This window comes from Duganella fentianensis, assembly GCF_964031615.1.
In the GTDB taxonomy this organism is placed as follows: domain Bacteria; phylum Pseudomonadota; class Gammaproteobacteria; order Burkholderiales; family Burkholderiaceae_D; genus Rugamonas; species Rugamonas fentianensis_A.
Window position 1 is genome coordinate 373,363 of the sequence record NZ_CAXIQN010000009.1, and the last position, 23,260, is coordinate 396,622.

Here is a 23,260-nt window from a genome sequence, read left to right on the forward strand (position 1 = left end):
GAGAATATGATGAGTCAAGCTACTATGCCCCATGCGGGCGGTATCGATGTGGCGGCCATCCGTGCCGCCGCGCGCAACCTCAAGGATGGTCCCGTCACGGCCGGGTATCAGGGTGACCGGATGGCCGTGCTGGCCATGCTCAACGATGCTCTGGCGACGGAACTGGTCTGCATCCTGCGCTACAAGCGCCACTACTACACGGTGACGGGGCGCGAACATGCGTCCATCAAGGCCGAGTTTCTCGAGCATGCGCTGCAGGAGCAGGAACATGCCGACTGGCTGGCCGAGCGCATCGTCCAGCTGAACGGGCAGCCTGATTTCAATCCAGCAACATTGCTCGCGCGTAGCCATGCCGAGTATGATGTCTGTGTAGATGTGCAATCAATGGTGCGCGCCAATCTGGTCGCCGAGCGGGTAGCGATAGAGTCCTACCGGCAGATGGTGGAAAAGATAGGCGATAGCGATCCCACCACCCGCCATTTGCTGATAAGGATTATGGCGGTGGAGGAGGAACATGCCGACGATATGCGCGATCTGCTTGAATAAAATGCTGTACAGTGAAGACTGCTGTACAGATCAACCCCACCAGAACAGGAGCTTAATCATGCTGGAACAAAACTTCAGTACCGTGAACAACGATGTGAAAACGCTGGTGAAAGATGCACAGGCATTGTTCACGGCCGCCACGGCGCTGACGGGCGAAAAAGCCGACGAACTGCGCGGCCGCGGCATGCGTGCGCTCGATACGGCACTGGCCAAGGCCCAGGAAGCCCAGCAGAGCGCGATTGCCGCCAGCAAGGAAGTGGCGAAACAGGCCGACGACTACGTCAAGGAAAATCCATGGCGTTCGATCGCTGCAGCGGCTGGCATCGGCCTGCTGATCGGCGTGATCATCGGTCGCAAGTAAGCCATCGTGACGGAGACTCCGCAACGCCCGCCCGGCCTGATTGCTTCGCTGGGCAATATCGCCCGCAATAGCATAGGGCTGATTCTGACGCGGCTGGAACTGGCCGCGCTGGAATTGTCCGAGGTGCGCAACCACTTGCTGCAACTGGTGCTGGTGTTTGCACTAGCCGTGGTGGCGGGCTGCTTTGCGCTGGCCTATGCCACGGTGACCATCGTGTATCTGGCCTGGAATGCCATGGGCTGGCTGATCCTGCCGCTGATGACGGCCGTGTTCGTGGCGCTGGCGCTGGGACTGATCGTGTATGCACGCCGGCTGATCCGTAGTGGCAAGCTGTCCATGCCTGCCACCATGGCGGAACTCAAAGCCGACCGCGATATGCTGCTGTAAGGGGAGGAACGATGAGCAAAGAAGCACAGAGTGCCGCCCTCGAAGCAGAGAAACAGCGCCTGATCCGCGAAGGGGAGCTGTACCGCATCAAGGTGGTGCATGCCAAAGCGCTGGTCGGCAATGCGCTGCAACCGGATGCACTGGTGCAGGGTGTGGTCGAACATGCGGTGGGGCTGGCCCAGTCGCGGCTGGGTGGTCTGCTGCAACCGGGTGGCCTGCAGGGCATGGACGTCAAATGGCTGATGCCGTATGCCGTCACGGTAGGTTCCTACCTGATGCGCAAGCGCATGTTCAAACCCATGCTGGCACTGGTGGCCGCGGCGGGGCTGGGCGCGGCGTGGCTGCGTCGTCGCCGCGATACGGGCGGGGAAGCGCAGGAATGATGTCTGAAACGCCGCTCTGCGGCGTTTTTTCATTGGAGGGTACGGATGGGTAAGCAGGAACGCAATCTGAATCCGGCGCGGCTGCGCGTGGTGCTGGTGCTGCAGGGCGGTGGTGCGCTGGGAGCCTATCAGGCCGGAGTGTTTCAAGCTATGCATGAACATGGCTTGGCGCCGGAATGGATAGTGGGCACCTCCATCGGTGCCATCAATGCCGCCATACTGGCTGGCAATCCGCATGAAACACGGCTGGAACGGTTGCGCGAATTCTGGCAGGGCATAGCCCATCGCGACAGCTACGATATGCGTCGCGTGCCTGACCTGCAGCGGCGCTCGAATGTGCTGCTGCAAACTTGGGACACGCTGCTGCGCGGCGTGCCGGGCTTTTTCCGGCCGCGCTGGCCCAGCATGTTTCCGCTGGGCTTGGCCGTAGCGCCTGAACAGGCCAGTTTCTACGATACGAGCGAGTTGGAAAGCACGCTGAACCGCTTGATCGACTGGGATTATCTGAATCAGTCGGGTGGTATGCGCCTAACCGTGAACGCGCTGAAGGTGACTTGCGGCACCTTGCGCAGCTTCGATAACCGCCAGCTGACGATCAGCGCCGATCATATCCGTGCGAGTGGCGCCTTGCCGCCCGGTTTTCCGCCCGTGCGCATAGACGGCGAGCTGTACTGGGATGGCGGGCTGTACTCGAATACCCCGCTGGAGACTGTGCTCGATGATGCGGAGCAGGTCGATACGCTGTGTTTCATGGTCGATCTGTGGAGTGCCGACGGGCGCGAGCCGACCACACTGGACGAAGTACAGACGCGCCAGAAGGATGTGACGTTTGCTTCCCGTTCGCAGCGCCACCTCGATGATTATGTGAAGCGTCACCGCATGCAGCAGAAAATTCGCGATCTATATCTGGCACTGCCCCAGCATGCGCAGAGCGAACAGGGTGCGCGCGATCTGGCCGAACTGGGTTGCGGTTCCACGCTGCATGTGGTGCGCCTGCCGTACGCGGGACGCGACTGGAATATGGCAGCCAAGGATATCAATTTCTCCCGGGGTTCCATCGAATGGCGCTGGGAGCAGGGCTATCAGGATGCGCTGCGCGCCATACACGCGGCGGGCTGGCTGGGTCTGGTGAGCGAAGATACCCCGCTGGTGGTGCACGAGCTACCGCCCGTACACCATGAGGCTGCTAGCAGCCGGGCTTAATAGCGGTAGACGCGGCCATCGATCAGACGCACGCGATGGCCCACCCGCAGATCGTCCAGTGCATCCTGATTGATGATGCGGTAGTCGCCGTTATCCATGCGCACGCTGATCTGGTATTGCTGGCGCTGCTGTGTCTTGCGCTGGCTCTCGATATTGTTACCGACCACGGCACCGCCCACGGCGCCGGCCACGGTGGCGGCGGTACGCCCGCTACCACTGCCCACCTGATTGCCTAACAGTGCACCGACCACGCCACCAGCCACGGCACCGGCACCGCTGTTGCTGTTGCTGACATTTACTACCTTGATGGCATCGATGGTGCCATAGCTGGCAGCGTCGGACTGGTTGGCGTAATACCCCTGCTGGACAGGGGGCGGATTATTCGCGCAGCCGCCCAGCAGGACAGCACTGGTCAGTAGCACACTGAACGTGGTGGCGAAGGTGTGGGTAGTGCGCATGATCTTCCTCCTTAAACAATATCCTCAGAGTAAGCCGCAGCATGGGCAGGGTCTGTGCGCTGCTGCACCAAGAGGGGGAAACGGCGTTTTTGTACGCTAGCGTACGGATTACTGTCGGGTTGGCGCGTACAACGTCAGACATCGGTGCCCATGCCGGGCACCCGATAGCACTGCACAACTGTTCCGACAACATCAAGGAGAATGCCATGAAACTGACTCGACATATTGCGACTGCTCTATTCACTGTTAGCCTGCTGGCCGTTGCTGGCTGCGCTCCCACCACCACGCGCGAAGGCACGGGCGAATACGTGGATGACTCGGTGATTACCACCAAAGTGAAAGCCGGCATCTTCAACGAGCCTAGCTTGAAATCCACCGAGATCAATGTGGAAACCTTCAAGGGAACGGTGCAGCTGAGCGGCTTCGTGGCCCAGCCGGACGACATGGCCAAGGCCACCGAAATTGCCCGCAACGTCAAGGGTGTGAAAGCCGTCAAGAACGATATCCACGTCAAGTAAGCTGTTGAAGCAAGCAGGCTGGCTTGTCGCGCGCCGAAACTTGGCTAAGATGTAGCTTGGACGGCAAGCCGGCATGGTGCTGGTGCCATACGCAACAGGGGGACGCCATGCAACCCGAACATGACAGACGCCAGCAGTGGCAGGGCGATAGCGCAGCCGAAGGCTGGCAGTCGCTCGAACATGTAGTGCGGCAGGCGCTTACTGTGCAGCGTGATCTGGGCACCGCCAATGCGGTGGAGTTTCTGCGCAAGATAGGCGTCAGTCCGGGCGTGATTGCCCGTGTGCTGGCGCCCGATGCGCGCCTGCGCGAAGCAGATCAGCTAGCGCTGGCCAGCAGCGTGCCCGTGGCGGAACTGCCCGTCGCCTCGGCGGCCTATTACTGGCGCTGCCGCCAGCAATAAGCGTGTCTGGTGGGCGCACAGACCCTGCGCCTCCTGTGGGGGATCAGGCAGCGCGCGTGCCTGCGCGCAGACTGCCGTGCTGCATAGCATACTGACGGGTGAATTCGGCGCCGAGAAAGAAGATCTGTGCCGAGTAATACACCCACAGCAGCAGCGCCACCATGGCGCTGGCGGCGCCATAGCTATCGGCCAGTGCGCTATGACCGATATATACACCGATCAGATGCTTGCCCAGCGTGAACAGCGCTGCCGTGCCGAGGGCGCCGATCAGCACATCGCGCCATGCCAGCCGGACTTGCGGCAGCAGTTTGAAAATCGCAGCAAACAGGGTGCTGATGACCAGATAGGTGAAAAAGGCGTTGAGTCCGCCCAGCAGGGCCGCCAGATAGCGGTTGTCGGCGCTGCCTAACTGATCGAGCAGGCTGAGGGCGGCGCTGACGGCCAGTGATACCAGCAGCAGAAAAGCCAGCACCAGTATCATGCCCAGTGACAGCAGGCGGGTACGGATCAAGGTCAGCAGCGCGCTGTCGCGGGCGGGGGCGATTTGCCAGATTTCATCCAGACTGGCTTTCAGCTCGGCGAATACTGTGGTGGCGCCTACCAGCAGGATCACGGCCGCCAGCGCCGTTGCCCAGTGGCCTGCTGCGGGATTGCTGGCACCGGCCAGCAGCAGTTCTACCGCTTGCGCCCCATCGCGGCCCAGCAGTTGGCGCAGCTCGCCGAATAGCTGGCCTCTTGCTGCCGCCACGCCGTACAGGCTGCCCGCGATGGCCAGCACAAACAGCAGCACGGGCGCCAGCGAGAACAGTGTGTAGAAAGCGAGCGCCGCACCTTTGCTGGCGGCGCGGTGGGCTAGCCAGTCATGGATGGTGGCATGCAGTAAGCGGTAGCCGGAGGCGAGCACACCACGCATGGCTGTTTGCGCGCCTTACTGCACACGCCGTTCGACGGTAATCTGCTCGACTTCCACACGGCGGTTAGGCGCGAGGCAGGCGATCAGTGCACTACGCTGCTTCTGCTGGCACTGGACTACGGCATCAGCCTCGCCTTTGCCCACGGCATTCAGGCGGGTGGCGGCAATGCCTTTGCTGACCAGATAGTCTTTCACGGCCTGTGCCCGGCGCTCCGATAGCTTCTGGTTGTAGCGCGGACTGCCTAGCCGGTCGGTGTAGCCGGTGATGACCACTTGCTCCACGCCCGGGTTGGCGTTCAGCAGTGCGGCGATATCGTCCAGTTTGGGCTGGCCCGATTGCAATTGTGCGCTGTCGAAGGCGAACAGTTCGGTGGCCGACATGGTGACTTTCTCGAAGCGTGCCGGTGGCGGCGGTGCGGGTGGTACGGGCGTGGGCGGTGGCGGTGGTTCGGCCGCAATGGGAGGTGGCGGTGGTGGCGGAGCTAGCGGTGCCGGTTTGGGCGGGGCATTGAAGGCGATGTTCAAGCCTATGGTGGCATAGTAGTTATTGCTCTTGCTGCTGGGGAATGTGTCGCCACGCAGGAAGCCGTGCACGTTGCGCAAATCGGCCTGCAGGCTGACCCGCTCGCTCAGGTCAGCCTGAAAGCCCAGGCCCGCACTCACATAGGGGGAAGTCTTGCTGTGTTCCGCCATCAGCGGCAGATTGCTTTTATCGCGCTCGGCACCGAGGCCGATCAGCAGGAATGGGCGGAAACTCTGGCGCGAAAACAGATACAGGCCATCGACACCCAGCGTGTTCTGCTGGTAGCGCCGGCCGCCGTCGCGGCTACGGGCGTAGCTGGTGCCCAGTTGTACATCCCACGCTTCGCTGACGGGTTTGCCGATGCGCAGGCCCAGACCATAGCCGCGTTTGTCCGTGCCGAAGTCGCTATCGGGTTTGATGGCATTCAGGCTCGGTTGCACATACCACGAGGGATTGATGAGGGGATCTTGTGCTTGCACCGTGCCGGACAGGCACAGCGCGGCGCTGGTGAGTGGAATAAGAGGAAATATAGATGGGATGAATTTCACTGGGACGCTCCGTTTCTGTTTGTAGGTGAGGGGCGGCAGCAATGGCCCGGCATCGCTGTTGGAGTGGAGACTAGGCCGATAGTTGGTCCTCATCCGTACGCTGACGCACGGAAGCTTGAGCTATCTCAAACGGCTCGCTATTGCTGCAACTTCCGCTATTGCAAGAGGTCACATACATAAGCCCAGCTTCTGTGAGCAATGTTCGCTGCCGCACAGACTGAAAAGCTGCCAGCCGTCATTCTTGGCGTCAGAGTAGCGCCGACTGTGTCGGTAATCGAGATAAGGAGTCTATCCATGTATGCAGAGCGACCAACCCAGACGGGGCCAGACACCACGCCAGTATCTGCTGCCCACCACCAGCCTTCCGGCCTGATCGAGCGTCCGGCACCGCCTATCGATCGCAAGCCCGGCCTGTGCATGGCTTCCATCGAGCGCGTGCGCTCCACTTCGGCCACCATGCGCCGCATTGAAAACATGCAGAAGCTGATAGGCGAATTACAGCTGCATGAAATGCTGGCCGACGAGATTGCGTGGTTCCTTAAATTCTCTCCTTCCGGCGCACGCAAATACATCCGCGACCTGCGCGAAGCGGGCGTAATCGAACTAGCGCGCTATGTGGAAGGTACCGCCACCTATCTGGGCAAAGCCGTGTACCAGCTGACGCCGGACCCCGAGCGGGTGCGGGCGTTTCTGGCGGCCATAGTCCAGCCCAAGCGCGAAGGTGCACCGGCGCGCAAGGAACGCCCCGGTCTGCGCGAGCAGGCCATGGCGGGCGCCGGGCGCCACTTCCACATTCTGGCAGACGATACCCATTACGCGATCAGGGTCAACCGTAGCCCTGTGATGCGCGATCCGCTGGTGGCCGCCCTGTTCGGTTCCGCCCCGGCCCAGCACAAGGAGCAGAGTCTCTGACGGGGGCGAGCAGTGCAGGTATGATGAACAGCCGGCGTGACCGGCTGTTTGCATATTGAAAAGCCGCCGCCACGCCCCATGTAGGCTGGACTCGAACTCGAACGGATGGGCGACCGATGGATGCACTGCTCTGGATAGCTTTGACGGCGCTGTTGATAGCACTGCCGCTGTATTACCCGCGCTGGCGTCTGCGTCGTGTGCTGGCGCAGCCATTGCCGGCTGCCGCACAGGCCACGCTGGAACGCTATCTGCCCGTCTACCGGCGCATGCCACCCGACCTGCAGCAACAGTTGCAGCGTCTGATCAGGCAGTTCTTGCACGAGAAAAAATTCATCGGCTGCGAAGGGTTGGAAGTGACGGATGAGATGGCCGTGCTGATCGCTGCGCAAGCTTGTTTGCTGTTGCTGAACCGCCCCAGCAAAGTGTATCCGGCGCTGCACACCATTCTGCTGTATCCCACCGAGTTTGTCGCACCGCGCGCCCATGTAGGACCGGGCGGCGTGGTCACGCCGGGTCACCAGAGTATGCTGGGCGAATCGTGGGATGACGGGCGGGTGGTGCTGGCATGGGATGCCGTGCTGCGCGGCATGGCTGACTGGAGCGACGGCCATAATGTGGTGCTGCATGAATTTGCCCACCAGCTCGATAGTGAATCAGGCCGTGCTAACGGTGCGCCCTATCTGGGCAATCCGGCCAGCTACCGCGAATGGTCGGAAGTGCTCACGCGCGACTACAACAACCTGCGGCTGCACGCGCTGTACCGGCAGGACACGGTGATGGACCCGTATGGTGCCACCAGCCCCGCTGAATTCTTCGCCGTGGCGACGGAAACCTTTTTCGAAAAGCCGTATCAGATGGCAGAACATCATAGCGAGCTGTTTGCCGAATTGAGCAAGTATTACCGCGTCGATCCCCGTCAGTGGATCAGTGCGCCGCCCGTGGTCATACCGTCCAGCTACGCGGCGCCCGCTTACTGGTAGCGACTTTAGCAGGCTGACAATCATGCTGTTTCTGCACTGTTGCAGCTGATTGTTGCTTATGCGAGACGCCGCCTGCACGCCGGCCTTTTTTCGGTATGATAGGCGCATCAGGTTTTCAACCGGCAGCCGTTGCAACTGCGCGTTCTGATAGGAGATGCGTCAATGACACAGGCATGGCTAGAGCTTACTCGCCCCGATGGCCGCGATGTGCGGGCACCGTCCGAAGCCCAGATGGCGGCGGCGCTGGCGGACGTCTACAGTGGCAAGGTGGCGAATCCCGATGGTGGCCCCGGCAGCGCCGTGCTGCGCTTCGGCTATGACGACGGGCTGATGTATGAAGTGGAAGTCTCCGGTGGCGGCGATGTGCGCTTTGCCGAATGGTCGGATCGCGATTGTGAAATCGCCTTGGCCACGCCGCGCACCATGCAGGCCTTGAAACAGGCCGATGCCTTGCAGCTATGGCGCTTGCTAGCCCAGCGGCAGGTGGCCAAAATCCGCAGCCAGCCGTGGCTGAATAACGATTAACTTCCTCACCATCCGGCGGGCGCTGGTGTCAGCTGCTGTAGCGATCTTCAGGCCGCCCGGCCGCGCCCTAGTTGTTCGGCGCGGGTCTGGCAGACGATGCACAGGCGGGCATCGGGCCGTGCCTGCAGGCGCGAATAGCCGATAGCTTCACCACAGGTCTCGCACAGGCCGTAACTGGCTTCGGCAAATTTGGCCAAGGCATGACGCACGCTCTGCAATTGCTGCAAGGTGTGCGCAGCCGCTTCCACATGCTGGGCCTCGAAGTTGCGCTGGCTGGCATTATCGGATGGCGAAGCCTGCACTTCATGGGGCAGGGGGCGCCGCAGCGCCGCCGTATGCAGGGTTTCGTCGGCCAGCTGGGCCAGTAGCGCGGCATAGTCCTGTCGCAACACTTCCTGCAAATGTTGCCATTGCTGAGTTTCTAGTCCGTTCATGACACCGTTCCCGTTCTGCCTGTGGGTTAGACCGGGCTAGAGTCTTTTTGTTCAGTCATCAGGGCGCAGCATGGTCGAAGGCATCGAGCTGGTGCTTGAGGTTTTCCAGTGGTTTGAGCAGGTGCTCGGGTTTGCCGCTGGCGATGGCAGCGCCCAGTGCCAGCAGTTCGGCACTGAAGTCGAATACATCCTTGATGTGCTGGATCTGTTCCAGTTTCACACGGGCGCGCGCGGTGACAGCCAGCAGCTGCTGCTGGGCCGGATCCAGCCCGCTAGCTGCCAGCCTGGCCGCATCCAGATACAGGCCGTTGGCACACATGCGCAAAGCCACTTCGCGCCCGAACAGGGCCTGTATCTGGGCCTGCGCTGCCGCGGGCGGGCGCAGCGCCTGCAGGATACGGCGGTGCAGCGCGGTAGCGCATTCGCTGAGCTGGCTGGCCAGTGCTTCGATTTCCGTCACGTTACTCATGGCACACCTCCGTTGCTGGTGCTGGCAGGCAGTTGCGCCAGCAGGGCCTGATGCTGCGCGATGATGTTGTCCAGATGCTGGCGCGCCAGCGTGCTGCGTAGCTCGAACAGGCGGTATTCATTGCGCTTTTCCTGTTGCAGTACGCCCGCCACTGCGCGCAGCAGGCGCTGGCTTTGCGGATCGGCATACGGCAGTTCCGTTTCCAGTAGCCCCAGCACGATGGCCTGTTCGTTTTCGCTGCTGCGCTGGTATAGCCGCAGCAGGTTCTGCATAGCGCTCAGAAGCTGCTGGACGGCGGGCGCACCTGCCTGCAGCAATTCTTGCACAGCGGCCTGCTGGGCCGGTGCCGTGACGGCACGTGCTAGCAGGCGGCTCAGGCCGGTGAAGGCAGTGACATGGCGGTCGTCTAGCCCCTGTGCGGGCCAGGCGCGCAGGCCGCTGCCCATCGCCTTGATCTGGTCTTCCAGATCGTACTGCTTGTCGCCCGCCAGCCGTCCCAGTGCCTGCATATAGGCAAGCACGCCGCCATGCAGCTTGACGAAATCATCACAGGCTTGCTGGCGCTGGCGGTCCTGCTGGCGCTCGACGGCATCGGCCTCGGCGCTAAGAAAGGGTTGTTCGCGCTGGTAGGTGTGGCGGTAGCGCTCGGTGAGTTCGTGGTAGCTCTGCAGCTTGGGCGCGAGCGCAGCGAATTCGCGCACGGCGGCTGTTTGCGGCGTGCTGCTGGCACAACCGGTGAGCAGCACGGTGCAGCTCAGTATGCAGCCCGCCAGTGCAGCAAAGGAATAGGAACGCATGGGCTCTCCTGCGGAAAAAGCCCAGTCTGTTCCGGCCGGTTCGGGCCGTATTGAGCTAGCGCAAAGGTGCTAGCTGGTGAGTGCGGTGCGCCACGACAGCCCCGCCAGCGTGTCGCCGGCCGGCAGGTATTCGCAGCCCAGCCAGCCGTCGTAGCCGAGGTCGTCGATCAGGCGGAACAGGAAGCGGTAATTGATTTCGCCCGTGCCCGGCTCATGCCGGCCCGGCGTGTCGGCAATCTGCATGTGGCGGATCAGGGGCAGGCGGGCACGGATAGTGTTGGCCAGTTCACCCTCCATGCGCTGCATGTGGTAGATGTCGTATTGCAGGAACAGATTCTGGCAGCCCGCTTCGGCAATGATGTCGGCCGCCTGCTGGCTGGTGTTGAGCAGATAACCGGGCATGTCGTAGTGGTTGATCGGTTCGATCAGCAGATTGATGCCATGGGGGGCCAGCTTGCCGGCAGCATAGCGCAGGTTGTCGATATAGGTGGCACGGGCCCGTTCCGGCGCCAGTCCGGCGGGCAGCTTGCCCGCCATGCAGTGCAGCTGGCGCACTTCCAGTTCCAGCGCGTATTCGAGCGCCGTATCGACCCCGCTGCGGAATTCATCGAGCCGGCGCGGGTCGCAGGCCATGCCGCGGTCGCCTGCATTCCAGTCGCCGCAGGGCAGGTTGAATAGCACGAGCTGGAGCTGATGGCGGCGCAGGCGTTCGGCCAGCTGATCGGCATCGTAGGCATAGGGAAACAGGAATTCCACGCCGTCGAAGCCCGCTTCGCGCGCCAGCGCAAAGCGCTCGAGGAAGGGTACCTCGTTGAATAGCATGGTGAGATTGGCAGCGAACTTGGGCATAGTGATTCCGGCAGTCAGGCAGAACCGCTATCCTAGCCCAAAATCCGCTGTGTAGGACGGTCCGCGTGCGCTGTGCAGCACAGCGCAGACCGTTGCGGGGGAGGGCTTAGCGGCCGCGACCGCCAGAGCGGTGCTGGGCGGCGCTGCGCGGTGCATTGCCGTTGCCATTGCCGCGCGGACCGGCGCCATTGGCGCGCGGGCCGTTGCCGCCGCCATTGCTGCGTCCACCATTACCACCGCCATTACCACCGCCGTTGCCACGGGGGGCATTGCCGCCGCCGTTGCTGCCAGCACTGCGGCCAGCGCCGTTGCCGCCACCATTACCGCCGCCGTTGCCACCTGCGCTGCGCTGGCCGCCACCGCTGCGTGGCTTGTTGCCATGGCGGCTAGGACCGTTGCGGTGACCGGGGCCGCCGCTGCGCAGCTGGATAGGCTGGGCGCGGGCATTCGGATCCGGCTCGAAACCGGCGATCACTTCGCGTGGCAAGGTCTGCTTGATCAGCTTCTCGATGTCTTTCAGCATCTCGTGCTCGTCCACGCAGACCAGCGACACGGCTTCACCGGTGGCGCCGGCGCGGCCGGTACGGCCGATCCGGTGGACATAATCTTCCGGCACATTCGGCAGATCGTAGTTGACCACGTGCGGCAGCTGGTCGATATCGATACCGCGCGCGGCGATGTCGGTGGCCACTAATACTTGCAGCGTGCCATCTTTGAATTCGGACAGGGCGCGGGTACGAGCCGACTGGCTCTTGTTGCCGTGGATGGCCATGGCGCCGATGCCGTCGGCGCCGAGCTGATCGACCAGTTTGTTGGCGCCGTGCTTGGTGCGGGTGAATACCAGCACCTGGGTCCAGTTATGCGCCTTGATCAGGTAGGACAGCATAGGGTGTTTCTTGTCGCGGTCGACCGGATGGATTTTCTGCGCAATGATTTCCACGGTGGAGTTGCGGCGTGCCACTTCGATGGTGGCCGGCTTGTCCAGCAGGCCGTCGGCCAGCGCCTTGATCTCGTCCGAGAAGGTGGCCGAGAACAGCAGGTTCTGGCGCTTGGGCGGCAGGGCGGCCAGCACTTTGCGGATGTCGCGGATAAAGCCCATATCGAGCATGCGGTCGGCTTCGTCGAGGATCAGAATTTCGATCTGTTCCAGTTTGACGGTGCCCTGTTCCATGTGGTCGAGCAGACGGCCCGGCGTGGCGACCAGAATATCGACGCCATGCTTGAGCTGTTTGATCTGCGGGTTGATGCCCACGCCGCCGAAAATTACGGTGGAGTTGAGCTTGGTGTATTTGCCGTACACGCGCACGCTTTCCTCGACCTGGGCCGCCAGTTCGCGGGTCGGCGTCAGGATCAGGGCGCGGATAGGGCGCGGCGCCGTGTTATTGGCCAGTGCCAGACCACGCGCGTCGGTGGACAGGCGGTGCAGCACGGGCAGGGTAAAGCCGGCGGTCTTGCCGGTGCCGGTCTGTGCGCCTGCCAGCAGGTCGCCGCCATTCAGGACGGCGGGAATCGCCTGTTGCTGGATGGGGGTGGGCGCAGTGTAGCCCGCTTCAGTGACAGCGCGGACGATGGCATCGGACAAACCGAGGGATGTAAAGGACATGGTAACTCTAAGTGAGGATAGGCCTGTCGCCAGTTGCTGGCGCCAGTCGCAGGCAATCTAGGTGGATGATACTGCGGCAGAGGACTGGTCAAAGGGGGCCGCAGAGCAGAGTATAACAGCTTCATCCGTATATTGTTTCAATACGGAAATGAAAAAGAGAGCAAATGCTCTCTTTTTTTGTAACAAGCTGGCAGTCCGGCCTGCGAACTGCCTGTCACCAGCGCCGGCTTATTCTGCGGCAGGCGCAGCCGGTGCGGCTGGCGTGGCGTGGAACGGGGTCAGCAGACCAACCATCTGGCCGAAGATTTTCGGGCTGGCAGCAATGATGTCGCCTTTGTACAGGTAGTCGGATTCACCGTTGAACTCGCCAACGATACCGCCAGCTTCCGTCACCATCAGCGAACCGGCGGCGATATCCCAAGGCTTCAGGCCTTTTTCGTAGAAGCCGTCCAGACGGCCGGAAGCCACGTAGGCCAGATCCAGCGCCGCGCTGCCGGGACGGCGTACGCCGTGGCAGCGTTCGGCCATGATGCCGTACATCTTCAGGTATTCGTCCAGCGCCTTGGCATTGCCGGCCACATAGCCGGTCGACAGCAGGGCGTTAGCGATGCGGTCCAGTTTGGTAACACGGATACGCTTGTCGTTCAGATAGGCGCCGCCGCCTTTGGTGGCGGTGAACAGGTCATTGCGGACTGGGTCGTAGATCACGGCTTGCGTAACCACACCGCGCTGAGCCAGCGCGATCGAGATCGAGTACTGCGGGAAACCGTGCATGAAGTTGGTGGTGCCATCGAGCGGGTCGATGATCCAGGTGTATTCACTCTCGTCGTGGGCGTTGGCAGATGCGCCCGACTCTTCGGCCAGGAAAGCATGGTCAGGATAGGCTTTGGACAGCACTTCGATGATCGCCTGCTCGGCGGCCTGATCGACATCGGTGACGAAATCCTTGTGGTTTTTCTCGTTGACGATCAGACGATCCAGATCGAACGAAGCGCGGTTGATGACCGCGGCGGCGCGGCGGGCGGCCTTCACCGCCGTGTTGAGCATAGGGTGCATGTAAGCTTTTTCCGTTAAAAGAACGCTAACGCCCAGCGGGGGCCTCAGCCTGCCCGGCAGCACGATAGAGTACAAGAGTGAATTAAAGAGCGGAGCGGCGCCGACAGGGTAAAATTCCGGAAAATCTTAGTATCGATACCGCGCAATAGCGCTATTTTAAATGAACCTGCCCGAAATCAACACGAATCTTTTCAAACGGCTGCGATTTATTCTGGTAGAAACTAGCCGAGCAGGCAATATTGGCGCCGTGGCAAGAGCCATGAAGACCATGGGTTTTACCGATCTGGTACTGGTCACGCCCCGTTTCGAGGGTGCGCTGGACGACCCCGAAGCCATCGCTTTTGCCAGTGGCGCGGGTGATATTCTGGCCTCGGCACGCATAGTGGGCAGCATGGCCGAAGCGCTGGACGGCATTAATTTTGCCGCCGCCGTGTCGGCCCGGCTGCGCGAATACTCGCCCCCTGTGCTGACGCCGCGCGCGCTGGCCGGTCAGTTGCTGGCCCAGCCCGAACTGCATGCAGCCTTGATCTTTGGCAACGAGCGCTTCGGTCTGCCCAATGAGATCGTCGAGCGCTGCAATGTGCTGATCAATATTCCCGCTAATCCCGATTATTCCTCGCTCAATCTGTCGCAGGCGGCGCAGGTGCTAGCCTATGAATGCCGGATGGCGGCGCTGGATGGTGCACCCAGCGTGCGCCAGCCTGCCGGCGATGCCAACGAGATCGGTTTTCAGGGGGAAGCGGCCAGCGTGGCCCAGATCGAAGGCATGTACCAGCATCTGGAACAGGCGCTGGTCGACATCGGCTTCCTCGATGCCAGCAATCCGCGCAAGCTGATGCCGCGGCTGAAACGCATGTTTGCCCGTGCCCAGCTGGAACAGGAAGAGGTGAATATTCTGCGCGGCATCGCCCGCCACATGGCCGGACGACGCCAGCGCAAGGATGGCGCATAAATAGAACGTTCACTCTATTTTTGCTGACTCTGCGGTTAGTTGATTCACGTACACTAGTTAGATAAAAAAATAACCAGTAGGACGGAGACATGAGCAACCGCAGATCTTTTCTGAAGATAGGCGCGGCCGCGGCCATTACTTTGGCGGCGGGCGGAGCTATCTATCGCATGGTGAGCCCGACACCATTGCCCCATCCCTTTGCGCTCGACGGTGAAGCCAGGGCGGCGCTGAACGCCATCATACCCGTGCTGCTGGGACCGTTGCTACCGAGCGATGCGGCGGCCCGTGCACAGGCGTTGAACGCCACGCTGGAACGTACCCATGGCGCGATTCGCGGCTTGCCTTTAACCACCCAGAAAGAAGTGCAGGATCTGTTCGGCCTGCTTGCGCTGGCCCCCGCGCGGCGTCTGCTGGCCGGCGTCAGCGCCAGCTGGGAGCAGGCCGAACCGGCCGAAGTGGCGGATTTCCTGCAAAGCTGGCGCAGCCACCGGCTGGCCATGCTGCAGACCGCCTATCTGGCGCTGCATGATCTGGTGCTGGGCTCGTGGTATGCCGATCCTTCTTCATGGGTAGCCATCGGCTACCCCGGTCCGCGCAAGGAGTTGCTGAAATGAGTGGTATGAATCTTCCCCGCAATATACCTATCAATCAGACCAAGGCGCTGATCCCTGATCCCGTACAGGCCGGTCTGGCCAGTGGCTGGCAGGTGACGGATGCCAGCCGTCTGAACGCTGATCAGACGCTGGAAGCCGACGTGGTGATCGTCGGTAGCGGTGCGGGCGGCGGTGTCACGGCAGAAATTCTGGCCCTGTCCGGCCTGCGCGTACTGATCGTAGAAGAGGGCGCGTTGCATTCTTCCAACGATTTCAATATGAACGAGGCGCAAGCCTATCCCCAGCTGTATCAGGAATCGGCGGCCCGTAAAACCCGCGACAAGGCCATCAATATTCTGCAGGGTCGCACGGTAGGCGGCAGCACCACCGTCAACTGGACCAGCAGCTTCCGCACGCCCGATAGCACGCTGGGCTACTGGCAGCGCAAGTTCGGCCTGCATACCTACAGCACCGAGGCGCTGGCGCCGTGGTTCGAGCTGATGGAGCAGCGTCTCAACATCAGTGACTGGAATGTGCCGCCCAATGAGAACAACGATATCCTGCGCCGTGGCGCCAGCAAGCTGGGGATTCCCACCTCGCTGATCCGGCGTAACGTCAACGGCTGCTGGAACCTCGGCTATTGCGGCATGGGCTGCCCCACAAATGCCAAGCAGTCGATGCTGATTACCACCATCCCGTCGGCACTCAACCACGGTGCCGCGCTGCTGACGCGGGCGCGCGCCGAAAAGCTGGTGCTGCAGGGCGATAAGGCCGTGCAACTGGAATGTCTGGCGCTCGATGCTGCCGGTCTGGCCCCCAGCGGGCGCAAGCTGACCCTGAAGGCGCGCCACTTCGTGGTGGCCGGTGGCGCCATCAATTCGCCTGCCTTGCTGATGCGTTCGGGAGCGCCCGATCCCCACGGTCTGCTGGGCAAGCGGACTTTCCTGCATCCGGTGGTGGTATCGGCCGCCACTTTTGCCGAACCCGTCAACAGTTTCGCCGGTGCACCGCAGACGGTCTACTCCGACCACTTCCTGCACACCCAGCAGATCGACGGCCCGATCGGCTACAAGCTGGAAGTGCCGCCCCTGCATCCTCTGCTGCTGGCCACCACCAAAGCCGGTTTCGGCGCCGACCATGCGGCCGACATGGCGCAGTTCCCCTACAAGCAAGCCACGCTGGCGCTGCTGCGCGACGGCTTCCACGCCGATGCGCCGGGCGGCAGCGTGCTGCTCGATAGCCATGGGGCGCCGACCTTGGACTATCCGATCAGCGACTTTATCTGGGACGGCGCGCGCCGCGCGCTGCTCACCATGGCCGAAATCCAGTTCGCCGCCGGTGCCAAAGATGTCGCCCCCGTGCATGAAACCACGCCGCTTTACCGCAGCTGGGCTGAAGCGCAGGCCGGTATCAAGGCGCTGCCCATGAAGCAGCTGGCGATGCGGGTGGTCTCGGCCCACGTGATGGGCGGCTGCACCATGGCCGATGATGTGCGGCAGGGCGTGACGGCGGCCGATGGTCGCTATCACGGGCTAAGTAACGTGTCCGTGCATGACGGCTCGCTATTCCCTACTTCGATCGGGGCCAATCCCCAGCTTTCCATCTACGGTATCGTGGCGCGGCTGGCGAGTACGCTGGCCGAACAGCTGACGGGGCAGCCGGCAGCGCGGCCAGTGCGCAGCTAGGCGTACGCGTTTTCTGGCGTCGGGTTATGATGGCAGCATGATCCGACGCGTCGTCTTCCTCTTACTGGGTTTGCAGCTGGCTACGGCGCTGATCGTCGCCGCTACCCTGCATCGCTACTGGCAACCGGCCGGGCCGCTCTACTGGCAGTTGCTGCTGGAACTGTTTTACCTGCTGTGCGGGGTGGTGCTGGTACTCGCGCTGCGCCTGCTGATTTCGGCAAATAATTTCCGTTTGAGCTTGCGCGACCAGCCGCAGGCGCCAGCCTTGTCCCTGCCACAGCTATTCATGCTGCTGGCACACGAATACTGTTCCAACCTGAAAACCACCAGTTACGACATGCTGCATCCCGTCGGCCTGCAACTGCCGGCCGGACAGCACGGCTTGCCCGTGCTGCTGATCCACGGCTATGGCTGCAATAGCGGCTACTGGCGTCCTTTAAGCGCGTTGTTGAATCAGTCTGGTATTGCCCACTTAGGGGTGGATCTGGAGCCGCCCGGTGCTTCCATCGACGACTTTGCCCCGCAGGTGCGCGCTGCCATCGACCAGCTCTGTGCGGCCACGGGGCAGCAGCGCGTGGTGATCGTCGGCCACAGCATGGGCGGGCTGGTCGCGCGTGCCTATCTGCGCCGCTATGGTGCTGCGCAGGTGGCACGGGTGATCACGCTGGGCACGCCGCATCAGGGGACGGCGCTCTCGCTGGCCAAGTTCGGCATCGGCCAGAACGTGCGCCAGATGCTGTATGACAGTGAATGGCTGCGTGGACTGGCCGCTGGTGAGGCGAATACGCAACGCGGTTTGTTTAGTACGATTTATACTTTGCATGACAATATTGTCGCGCCAGCCCAGTCGGCGCAGCTTGCCGGTGCACGTCAGCTGGCATTCGAGGGGATCGGACACGTGGCGCTGGGCCGGCATGCGGAAACGTTGCCGTGTGTCATGGACGAAATTCTGGCGGCCACACGCTTGTGACATTGTGAGAGTATTTTCGTTGACGGTTGCTGTATGTTGGTTAAGCTATAGCTAGCAGACAAAGCAAGGTGCCACCATGCCCACTGATTTTGGTAGCCTGATACTCAATGAAACACCGGATGCGGTCATCGTCACTACGCTGGCCGGTGTGGTGGAATGCTGGACCAATGGTGCCCAGGCTGTCTTTGGCTATACCAGTGACGAAGCGCTGGGGCATACGCTGGCCGAACTGATCGTGCCGCAGGGGCTGCTGGAAGAAGAAGCGGGCGTGATCGCCCATACGCTGAGCACGGGGGCGGCCAATTACGAATCCATGCGGCATGCCAAGGATGGCGCGCTGGTGTACGTGGACAGCAGTTCCAAGCTGGTGCGCGATGGGGCCGGCCAGCCCGAGCACATCCTGTGGAGCAAGAAAGATGTGACGGCGCTGAAAGTGTTGCGCGATGCCAAACTGGTGGAGGCGCGCTTCGATGGACTGCTGGAATCCATGCCGGACGCCATCTTGCTGGCTAATTCGGGCGGGCGGGTGGTGCTGGCCAACCGGCAGGCGCACACGCTATTTGGCTATCCGCAGGGGGCCATGCGCGGCCTGCCGCTGGAGCAGTTGATGCCGCAAAGGTTCCGCGTATCTCACCTGCAGCACCGCAGCGAATATATGAAGCAGCCGCAAGTGCGGCCCATGGGTTCGGGGCGTGATCTGTACGGCTTGCGCAGCGATGGCATGGAGTTCCCCGTTGAAATCAGCCTGAGCCCCATCGTCACGGAAGAAGGCACGCTGATCATGAGTGCGATCCGCGATAACACGGAGCGCAAGCGCATCGAGCGTACCCTGCAGGAACAGAACTCGGAGCTGGCCCGTGCCAGTGCCGCCAAGGACCGTTTTTTAGCGGGCATGTCACATGAATTGCGCACGCCCTTGAATGCCATCATCGGCTTTACCGGCACCATGTTGATGAAGCTGCCGGGGCCCATCAACGAGGAACAGGAAAAGCACTTGCGTACGGTGCAGAGCAGTGCCCGTCACCTGCTGTCGCTGATTAACGATCTGCTCGACCTGACCAAGATCGAAGCGGGCAAGCTGGAGCTGGAACTGGCGCCGCTGCAGTGCCGCCAGCTGATCGATGAAGTGCTGCTGCTGTTCCGGCCGCAGGCGCGGCAGAAAGGGCTGGAACTGGAATTCGTCGGTCCCGATGCTGACCTGACGGTGATGGCCGACCGCCGCGCCCTGCAGCAGATTCTGATGAATCTGGTGCATAACGCCATCAAGTTCACCGAGCACGGCAAGGTGCAGGTGAACCTCGATACGGCGCAGGTCAGCGAGCGCGATTGCGTCACCATCAGCATCAGCGATACCGGCATCGGGATTGAAGCGGAAGACCGCGGTGCCCTGTTTCAGGCCTTTTCCCAGCTCGATGCGGGCAAGGTGCGCCAGTTCGAAGGGACCGGGTTAGGGCTGCACCTGAGCCAGCGGCTGGCGGTGCTGTTGCAGGGGCAGATACTGTTCAATAGTGAATATGGCGTGGGCAGCACTTTTACGCTGGCCCTGCCGCGAGAATAAACCAGGAGGCCGTACTGTGGCAGCACGCATCCTCATCATCGAAGACAATGCGACCAATCTGGAGCTGATGGTTTACCTGCTGCGCGCCTATGGCCACAGCACCATCAGCGCCGGTGATGGCGAGAGCGGTGTGGCGCTGGCGCGCCAGCACCGCCCCGATCTGATCCTGTGCGATGTACACCTGCCCCGTCTCGATGGTTATGGCGTGGTGGCGGCGCTCAAGGCCGATGCCACCATGCGCCATATTCCGCTACTGGCCGTGACGGCGCTGGCCATGCTGGGCGACCGCGAAAAACTGCTGGCGGCCGGTTTCGATGGCTATATCGGCAAGCCGGTCGAGCCGGAGCGCTTTGTTAGCCAGATCGAAGCCTATCTGAAGCCGCGCGAGCAGACTGTGGCCACCATCCTGATCGTCGATGACCATGTGCTGAACCGCGAATTCCTCATGACGCTGCTGGGCTACGATGGCCACCGCCTGCTGGAAGCGGCCAATGGTGCCGATGCTTTGCGCATAGTCGAGGCCGAGAAGCCGGATCTGGTGATCTCCGACATCCTCATGCCCAGCATGGATGGTTATGAACTGGTCACCCGGCTGCATGCCAATCCCGCCACGGCCAAGGTGCCGGTGATTTTCTATACTGCCATCTATCGTGAACGGGAAGCCATGGCGGTGGCGCAGAGTTGCGGCGTGCGCTGGGTATTGCCCAAGCCGTCCGATCCGGAAGTGATACGCCGTACCGTACAGGAAGCGCTGGGCATGCAGGCCGAGCTGCCACCGGTGCGGCATGTGATGGAGCCACCCATGGACGGGCGCTTCCACCATTTCGACGACAAGGTGGCCGAGTATCTGGATGAGCTGGAAAACAGCAGCCGCCAGCTGTCGCGCATTGCCGACCAGTCGGGCGATGCCGATAGCGCAGCGGGCGAGCATCTGGAGCGCATGACACAACGTCTGACCAGTTCGCTCTCGAGTCTGCAGGCCGTCAGCCTGCGCCTGACGGCGCTGATCGAACTGGGCATAGAACTGGGGGCCGAGCGCGATCCCGGTGCGCTGATCGAGATCGGCTGCCGCGTGGCGCAGAATATCTGCGTGTCGAAATTCGCCTGCATTGGCATGCTCGATAGCGAAGCCAGCGAACTCAGTTATTTTGCCAGTTGCGGTGCTGGCGTGCCGGCCCGCGCACTGGCCACGGCGCCCCGTGCCGGTGTACTGCGCGGTCTGCTGGAACAGCGCCAGACCTGCCGCCTGAATGACGTGAATGGTGATCCGGCCAGCATTGGCTTGCCGTCCGACCATCCGGCCGTGCATTCCTTCCTCGGCGTGCCGATTGCTGCGCGCGAGCGCGTGCATGGCTGGCTGTATCTGGTCGATAAACTGGGCTCGGAAGGTTTTTCCGAAGTCGATGAGCGGGTGGCCATCACGGTGGCCGCGCAGATTTCGGTGGCGTATGAAAACCTCTCCCTGTACGAGGAAATCAAGCAGCACCACGCCCAGCTGACGGCCGATATGAATGCCCGTATCCGCCTTGACGAAGATCTGCGCCGCTTCCGGCTGGCCATGGATGCCACGGCCGATGCCATTTTCCTGCTCGACCGCAGCGCCATGTGCTTTGTCGACGTGAATGCCACCGCCTGCCGCATGCTTGGCTATCCGCGTGAAGATTTTCTGCGCGTGCATCCCGATGGCAGCGGTCTGGGCGCGCTGGAGCCGCTGGAGGACCTGTTCCGCAAGCTGCTTTCCGGCGAGCAGAGCGGCGCCATGAGCGAATTGCAGCTGCATTGTCAGGATGGCTCGCTGCTGTCGGTGGAAGTGCAGCGCCGCACGCTGCGTTCCGGTTCGACGTGGATCATGGTGGCGGTGGCGCGCGATATCACCGAGCGCAAGGAAGCCGAGCAGCGCCTGCTCAAATTAGCCCACTTCGATACGCTGACGGGGCTCCCCAATCGTAGCCAGTTCTATGATTCGCTGGGCCACTCGCTGCATCAGGCGGCCGAGCATGGCTGGTCGCTGGCCGTGCTATTCCTTGATGTGGACCGCTTCAAGAACGTCAACGATACGCTGGGACACACCATCGGTGATGAACTGCTGCGCCAGTTCTCGAGCCGGCTGGTGGATTGCCTGCGTGTGCGCGACACCATAGGCCGCTTCGGCGGCGACGAGTTTGCCGCCATCCTGATGCTGCCGGAAGGGCCGCAGGCGGCCGTCACGGTGGTGGACAAGATCCGCGAATCGATGCGCCGGCCGTTCGATCTGCGCGGGCATGAAGTGACGCTGACCTCCAGCATCGGCATTTCCGTCTATCCCGACGATGGCGACGATCCCGATACCCTGATCCAGTATGCCGATACGGCCATGTACCGCGCCAAGGAAGCGGGACGCGATGCCTTCCGTTTCTTCACGGCGGAAATGAACGCCCAGTCGATCGCCCGGCTGGATCTGGAAATCGCACTGCGGCGCGCCATCGATAACGAGGAATTTGTGTTGCACTTCCAGCCCAAGGTGAATATCGCCACGGGCCGCATCAGCGGTGCCGAAGCGCTGATCCGCTGGCGCCGTCCCGGCCATGGCATGGTGTCGCCGGCGCTATTCATTCCGCTACTGGAAGAAACGGGGCTGATTGTGCGGGTGGGTAACTGGGTGCTGCGCGAAGCCTGCCGCAAGATCGCCGAATGGAGCAAGTCCGGCGTTGGTGCAGTGCACCTGTCCGTCAATGTCTCGGGCATACAGTTCTTTGTCGGCGGGCTGGAAGAAGAAGTGCTGAAAGTCATACGCGAATTCGACATTGCCCCGGAACTGCTGGAGCTGGAGCTGACGGAAAGTTCGCTGATGTCGAATGCGGAGGAAACCATCACCGTGCTGCAGCATCTGAAAGCGCTGGGTATCCGCATCTCCATCGACGATTTCGGCACTGGCTATTCCTCGCTGGCTTACCTGAAGCGCTTCCCCATCGACAAACTGAAGATCGACATCGCCTTTGTGCGCGAAGTCACCAGCAATCCCGATGATGCGGCCATCGTGCTGGCCATCATCAACATGGCGCACAGCATGCAGCTGGAAGTGATCGCCGAAGGGGTGGAGAAAGATGCCCAGCTGGCCTATCTGCGGCGGCATAACTGTGACGAGATGCAGGGCTATCTGTTCAGTCGCCCCTTGCCGGAAGACGAATTCGAGCAGATGCTGCGTCAGGGCCAGTCCCTGCAGGCGCCGCAGGAAGTGGGGCTGGTGGGCCAGCCCACACTGTTGATCGTGGACGACGATGCCTTTATGCTCGATGTGCTGTCCGATTTTCTCGGTCAGGATGGCTACCGCATCCTGACCGCGCAGACGGCGGCCGAAGGCTTCGACCTGCTGGCGCATAACCGCGTGCATGTGATTCTGTGCGACCAGTGCATGCCGTCCATGAGCGGGACGGAATTCATGGAGCGGGTAAAGAATCTGGCGCCTGATACTTTCCGCATCATGCTGTCGGCCTATACCGATCTGTCGCCCATCATGGAAGCCATCAACCACGGGGCGATCGACCGCTTCTATACCAAGCCGTGGCAGGGCTCGGTGCTGCGCGAGAATATCCGCGAAGGCTTCCGCCTGCAGACCCAGTTACATGGTGGCGTGTTGCTGACAGCGCATTAGATTCC

The 23,260-nt window shown here is 61.8% G+C and carries 25 protein-coding genes; 16 read left to right on the forward strand and 9 right to left on the reverse strand.

All coding sequences use genetic code 11. From position 1 onward, the window contains the following. Positions 1–9 precede the first annotated feature (9 nt). From ABNT42_RS07550 to ABNT42_RS07570, 5 genes are read left to right on the forward strand one after another with little or no spacing between them, the layout of a single operon-like run. Positions 10–546 (forward strand): ferritin-like domain-containing protein, encoded by a 537-nt coding sequence (locus tag ABNT42_RS07550; protein WP_348696049.1) that lies wholly within the window; start codon positions 10–12, stop codon positions 544–546. Positions 547–604: 58 nt separating this feature from the next. Further along, positions 605–907 carry a DUF883 family protein gene (locus tag ABNT42_RS07555; protein WP_348696050.1) on the forward strand — a complete coding sequence of 101 codons (303 nt, stop codon included), beginning with the start codon at positions 605–607 and terminating at the stop codon, positions 905–907. Positions 908–913: 6 nt separating this feature from the next. Continuing rightward, positions 914–1,294 (forward strand): phage holin family protein, encoded by a 381-nt coding sequence (locus tag ABNT42_RS07560; RefSeq protein ID WP_348696052.1) that lies wholly within the window; start codon positions 914–916, stop codon positions 1,292–1,294. Positions 1,295–1,305: 11 nt separating this feature from the next. Then, positions 1,306–1,677 carry a hypothetical protein gene (locus ABNT42_RS07565; RefSeq protein WP_348696054.1) on the forward strand — a complete coding sequence of 124 codons (372 nt, stop codon included), beginning with the start codon at positions 1,306–1,308 and terminating at the stop codon, positions 1,675–1,677. 45 nt (positions 1,678–1,722) lie between these two features. Continuing rightward, positions 1,723–2,880, forward strand: coding sequence for a patatin-like phospholipase family protein (locus tag ABNT42_RS07570; RefSeq protein WP_348696055.1), 1,158 nt, complete (start codon positions 1,723–1,725; stop codon positions 2,878–2,880). Here the strand turns inward: ABNT42_RS07570 and ABNT42_RS07575 are convergent. Beyond that, positions 2,877–3,338 carry a glycine zipper 2TM domain-containing protein gene (locus ABNT42_RS07575; RefSeq protein WP_348696057.1) on the reverse strand — a complete coding sequence of 154 codons (462 nt, stop codon included), beginning with the start codon at positions 3,336–3,338 and terminating at the stop codon, positions 2,877–2,879. The genes ABNT42_RS07570 and ABNT42_RS07575 overlap by 4 nt on opposite strands. A gap of 206 nt (positions 3,339–3,544) precedes the next feature. Between ABNT42_RS07575 and ABNT42_RS07580 the strand changes: the two genes are divergently transcribed. Continuing rightward, positions 3,545–3,856, forward strand: coding sequence for a BON domain-containing protein (locus tag ABNT42_RS07580; protein ID WP_348696059.1), 312 nt, complete (start codon positions 3,545–3,547; stop codon positions 3,854–3,856). Between the two features lie 107 nt (positions 3,857–3,963). Beyond that, complete coding sequence (locus tag ABNT42_RS07585; RefSeq protein ID WP_348696061.1) at positions 3,964–4,257, forward strand: hypothetical protein; 294 nt, start codon at positions 3,964–3,966, stop codon at positions 4,255–4,257. A 43-nt stretch (positions 4,258–4,300) separates the two neighbouring features. On the opposite strand, the gene ABNT42_RS07590 is transcribed toward ABNT42_RS07585, so the two are convergent. Further along, positions 4,301–5,170, reverse strand: a complete 870-nt coding sequence (locus ABNT42_RS07590) for a YihY/virulence factor BrkB family protein (protein ID WP_348696063.1) — start codon at positions 5,168–5,170, stop codon at positions 4,301–4,303. Between the two features lie 15 nt (positions 5,171–5,185). Then, positions 5,186–6,241 (reverse strand): OmpA family protein, encoded by a 1,056-nt coding sequence (locus tag ABNT42_RS07595; protein WP_348696065.1) that lies wholly within the window; start codon positions 6,239–6,241, stop codon positions 5,186–5,188. A 417-nt stretch (positions 6,242–6,658) separates the two neighbouring features. Between ABNT42_RS07595 and ABNT42_RS07600 the strand changes: the two genes are divergently transcribed. The 3 genes from ABNT42_RS07600 to ABNT42_RS07610 all read left to right on the forward strand — a co-directional run bounded on the left by ABNT42_RS07600 (position 6,659) and on the right by ABNT42_RS07610 (position 8,658). Further along, positions 6,659–7,153, forward strand: a complete 495-nt coding sequence (locus tag ABNT42_RS07600; protein WP_348696110.1) for a winged helix-turn-helix domain-containing protein — start codon at positions 6,659–6,661, stop codon at positions 7,151–7,153. A gap of 116 nt (positions 7,154–7,269) precedes the next feature. Then, on the forward strand, positions 7,270–8,133 hold the full coding sequence (locus ABNT42_RS07605; RefSeq protein ID WP_348696067.1) for a M90 family metallopeptidase: 864 nt from the start codon (positions 7,270–7,272) through the stop codon (positions 8,131–8,133). Positions 8,134–8,295: 162 nt separating this feature from the next. Beyond that, positions 8,296–8,658 (forward strand): hypothetical protein, encoded by a 363-nt coding sequence (locus tag ABNT42_RS07610; protein WP_348696069.1) that lies wholly within the window; start codon positions 8,296–8,298, stop codon positions 8,656–8,658. A 47-nt stretch (positions 8,659–8,705) separates the two neighbouring features. Here the strand turns inward: ABNT42_RS07610 and ABNT42_RS07615 are convergent, their stop codons facing one another. From ABNT42_RS07615 to ABNT42_RS07640, 6 genes are all read right to left on the reverse strand, one after another. Then, positions 8,706–9,092 (reverse strand): TraR/DksA C4-type zinc finger protein, encoded by a 387-nt coding sequence (locus tag ABNT42_RS07615; protein WP_348696071.1) that lies wholly within the window; start codon positions 9,090–9,092, stop codon positions 8,706–8,708. Positions 9,093–9,150: 58 nt separating this feature from the next. Continuing rightward, positions 9,151–9,561, reverse strand: coding sequence for a hypothetical protein (locus ABNT42_RS07620; protein ID WP_348696073.1), 411 nt, complete (start codon positions 9,559–9,561; stop codon positions 9,151–9,153). Next, positions 9,558–10,358 (reverse strand): hypothetical protein, encoded by an 801-nt coding sequence (locus ABNT42_RS07625; RefSeq protein WP_348696075.1) that lies wholly within the window; start codon positions 10,356–10,358, stop codon positions 9,558–9,560. Before ABNT42_RS07625 ends, ABNT42_RS07620 begins: the two co-directional genes overlap by 4 nt. Before the next feature lie 69 nt (positions 10,359–10,427). Further along, the gene (otnI, locus tag ABNT42_RS07630; RefSeq protein WP_348696077.1) at positions 10,428–11,207 is read right to left on the reverse strand and encodes a 2-oxo-tetronate isomerase; all 780 of its coding nucleotides are present in this window, start codon (positions 11,205–11,207) and stop codon (positions 10,428–10,430) included. A 106-nt stretch (positions 11,208–11,313) separates the two neighbouring features. Beyond that, positions 11,314–12,810, reverse strand: coding sequence for a DEAD/DEAH box helicase (locus ABNT42_RS07635; protein ID WP_348696079.1), 1,497 nt, complete (start codon positions 12,808–12,810; stop codon positions 11,314–11,316). Positions 12,811–13,038: 228 nt separating this feature from the next. Then, positions 13,039–13,857, reverse strand: coding sequence for an inositol monophosphatase family protein (locus ABNT42_RS07640; RefSeq protein WP_348696111.1), 819 nt, complete (start codon positions 13,855–13,857; stop codon positions 13,039–13,041). A 169-nt stretch (positions 13,858–14,026) separates the two neighbouring features. Between ABNT42_RS07640 and ABNT42_RS07645 the strand changes: the two genes are divergently transcribed. The 6 genes from ABNT42_RS07645 to ABNT42_RS07670 all read left to right on the forward strand — a co-directional run bounded on the left by ABNT42_RS07645 (position 14,027) and on the right by ABNT42_RS07670 (position 23,255). Continuing rightward, positions 14,027–14,818, forward strand: a complete 792-nt coding sequence (locus ABNT42_RS07645; protein WP_348696081.1) for an RNA methyltransferase — start codon at positions 14,027–14,029, stop codon at positions 14,816–14,818. Between the two features lie 89 nt (positions 14,819–14,907). Beyond that, complete coding sequence (locus ABNT42_RS07650; RefSeq protein ID WP_348696083.1) at positions 14,908–15,432, forward strand: twin-arginine translocation signal domain-containing protein; 525 nt, start codon at positions 14,908–14,910, stop codon at positions 15,430–15,432. A 5-nt stretch (positions 15,433–15,437) separates the two neighbouring features. Then, positions 15,438–17,096 carry a GMC family oxidoreductase gene (locus ABNT42_RS07655; protein WP_348696112.1) on the forward strand — a complete coding sequence of 553 codons (1,659 nt, stop codon included), beginning with the start codon at positions 15,438–15,440 and terminating at the stop codon, positions 17,094–17,096. A gap of 37 nt (positions 17,097–17,133) precedes the next feature. After that, complete coding sequence (locus tag ABNT42_RS07660) at positions 17,134–18,066, forward strand: alpha/beta fold hydrolase (protein WP_348696084.1); 933 nt, start codon at positions 17,134–17,136, stop codon at positions 18,064–18,066. 76 nt (positions 18,067–18,142) lie between these two features. Continuing rightward, entirely contained in the window at positions 18,143–19,624 is a 1,482-nt protein-coding gene (locus tag ABNT42_RS07665; RefSeq protein ID WP_348696086.1) for a PAS domain S-box protein, read from the forward strand. Between the two features lie 16 nt (positions 19,625–19,640). After that, the gene (locus ABNT42_RS07670) at positions 19,641–23,255 is read left to right on the forward strand and encodes an EAL domain-containing protein (protein WP_348696087.1); all 3,615 of its coding nucleotides are present in this window, start codon (positions 19,641–19,643) and stop codon (positions 23,253–23,255) included. Positions 23,256–23,260: the final 5 nt, after the last annotated feature.

Bases quoted from the DNA above. Each gene is read 5' to 3' on its own strand.
- ABNT42_RS07580 (WP_348696059.1), top strand. From the start codon at position 3,545: ATGAAACTGACTCGACATATTGCGACTGCTCTATTCACTGTTAGCCTG.
- ABNT42_RS07655 (WP_348696112.1), top strand. From the start codon at position 15,438: ATGAATCTTCCCCGCAATATACCTATCAATCAGACCAAGGCGCTGATC.
- ABNT42_RS07570 (WP_348696055.1), top strand. From the start codon at position 1,723: ATGGGTAAGCAGGAACGCAATCTGAATCCGGCGCGGCTGCGCGTGGTG.
- ABNT42_RS07590 (WP_348696063.1), bottom strand. From the start codon at position 5,170: ATGCGTGGTGTGCTCGCCTCCGGCTACCGCTTACTGCATGCCACCATC.
- ABNT42_RS07585 (WP_348696061.1), top strand. From the start codon at position 3,964: ATGCAACCCGAACATGACAGACGCCAGCAGTGGCAGGGCGATAGCGCA.
- ABNT42_RS07555 (WP_348696050.1), top strand. From the start codon at position 605: ATGCTGGAACAAAACTTCAGTACCGTGAACAACGATGTGAAAACGCTG.
- ABNT42_RS07605 (WP_348696067.1), top strand. From the start codon at position 7,270: ATGGATGCACTGCTCTGGATAGCTTTGACGGCGCTGTTGATAGCACTG.
- ABNT42_RS07610 (WP_348696069.1), top strand. From the start codon at position 8,296: ATGACACAGGCATGGCTAGAGCTTACTCGCCCCGATGGCCGCGATGTG.
- ABNT42_RS07660 (WP_348696084.1), top strand. From the start codon at position 17,134: ATGATCCGACGCGTCGTCTTCCTCTTACTGGGTTTGCAGCTGGCTACG.
- ABNT42_RS07650 (WP_348696083.1), top strand. From the start codon at position 14,908: ATGAGCAACCGCAGATCTTTTCTGAAGATAGGCGCGGCCGCGGCCATT.
- otnI (WP_348696077.1), bottom strand. From the start codon at position 11,207: ATGCCCAAGTTCGCTGCCAATCTCACCATGCTATTCAACGAGGTACCC.
- ABNT42_RS07565 (WP_348696054.1), top strand. From the start codon at position 1,306: ATGAGCAAAGAAGCACAGAGTGCCGCCCTCGAAGCAGAGAAACAGCGC.
- ABNT42_RS07620 (WP_348696073.1), bottom strand. From the start codon at position 9,561: ATGAGTAACGTGACGGAAATCGAAGCACTGGCCAGCCAGCTCAGCGAA.
- ABNT42_RS07665 (WP_348696086.1), top strand. From the start codon at position 18,143: ATGCCCACTGATTTTGGTAGCCTGATACTCAATGAAACACCGGATGCG.
- ABNT42_RS07625 (WP_348696075.1), bottom strand. From the start codon at position 10,358: ATGCGTTCCTATTCCTTTGCTGCACTGGCGGGCTGCATACTGAGCTGC.
- ABNT42_RS07645 (WP_348696081.1), top strand. From the start codon at position 14,027: ATGAACCTGCCCGAAATCAACACGAATCTTTTCAAACGGCTGCGATTT.
- ABNT42_RS07615 (WP_348696071.1), bottom strand. From the start codon at position 9,092: ATGAACGGACTAGAAACTCAGCAATGGCAACATTTGCAGGAAGTGTTG.
- ABNT42_RS07550 (WP_348696049.1), top strand. From the start codon at position 10: ATGAGTCAAGCTACTATGCCCCATGCGGGCGGTATCGATGTGGCGGCC.
- ABNT42_RS07600 (WP_348696110.1), top strand. From the start codon at position 6,659: ATGGCTTCCATCGAGCGCGTGCGCTCCACTTCGGCCACCATGCGCCGC.
- ABNT42_RS07640 (WP_348696111.1), bottom strand. From the start codon at position 13,857: ATGCTCAACACGGCGGTGAAGGCCGCCCGCCGCGCCGCCGCGGTCATC.
- ABNT42_RS07575 (WP_348696057.1), bottom strand. From the start codon at position 3,338: ATGCGCACTACCCACACCTTCGCCACCACGTTCAGTGTGCTACTGACC.
- ABNT42_RS07635 (WP_348696079.1), bottom strand. From the start codon at position 12,810: ATGTCCTTTACATCCCTCGGTTTGTCCGATGCCATCGTCCGCGCTGTC.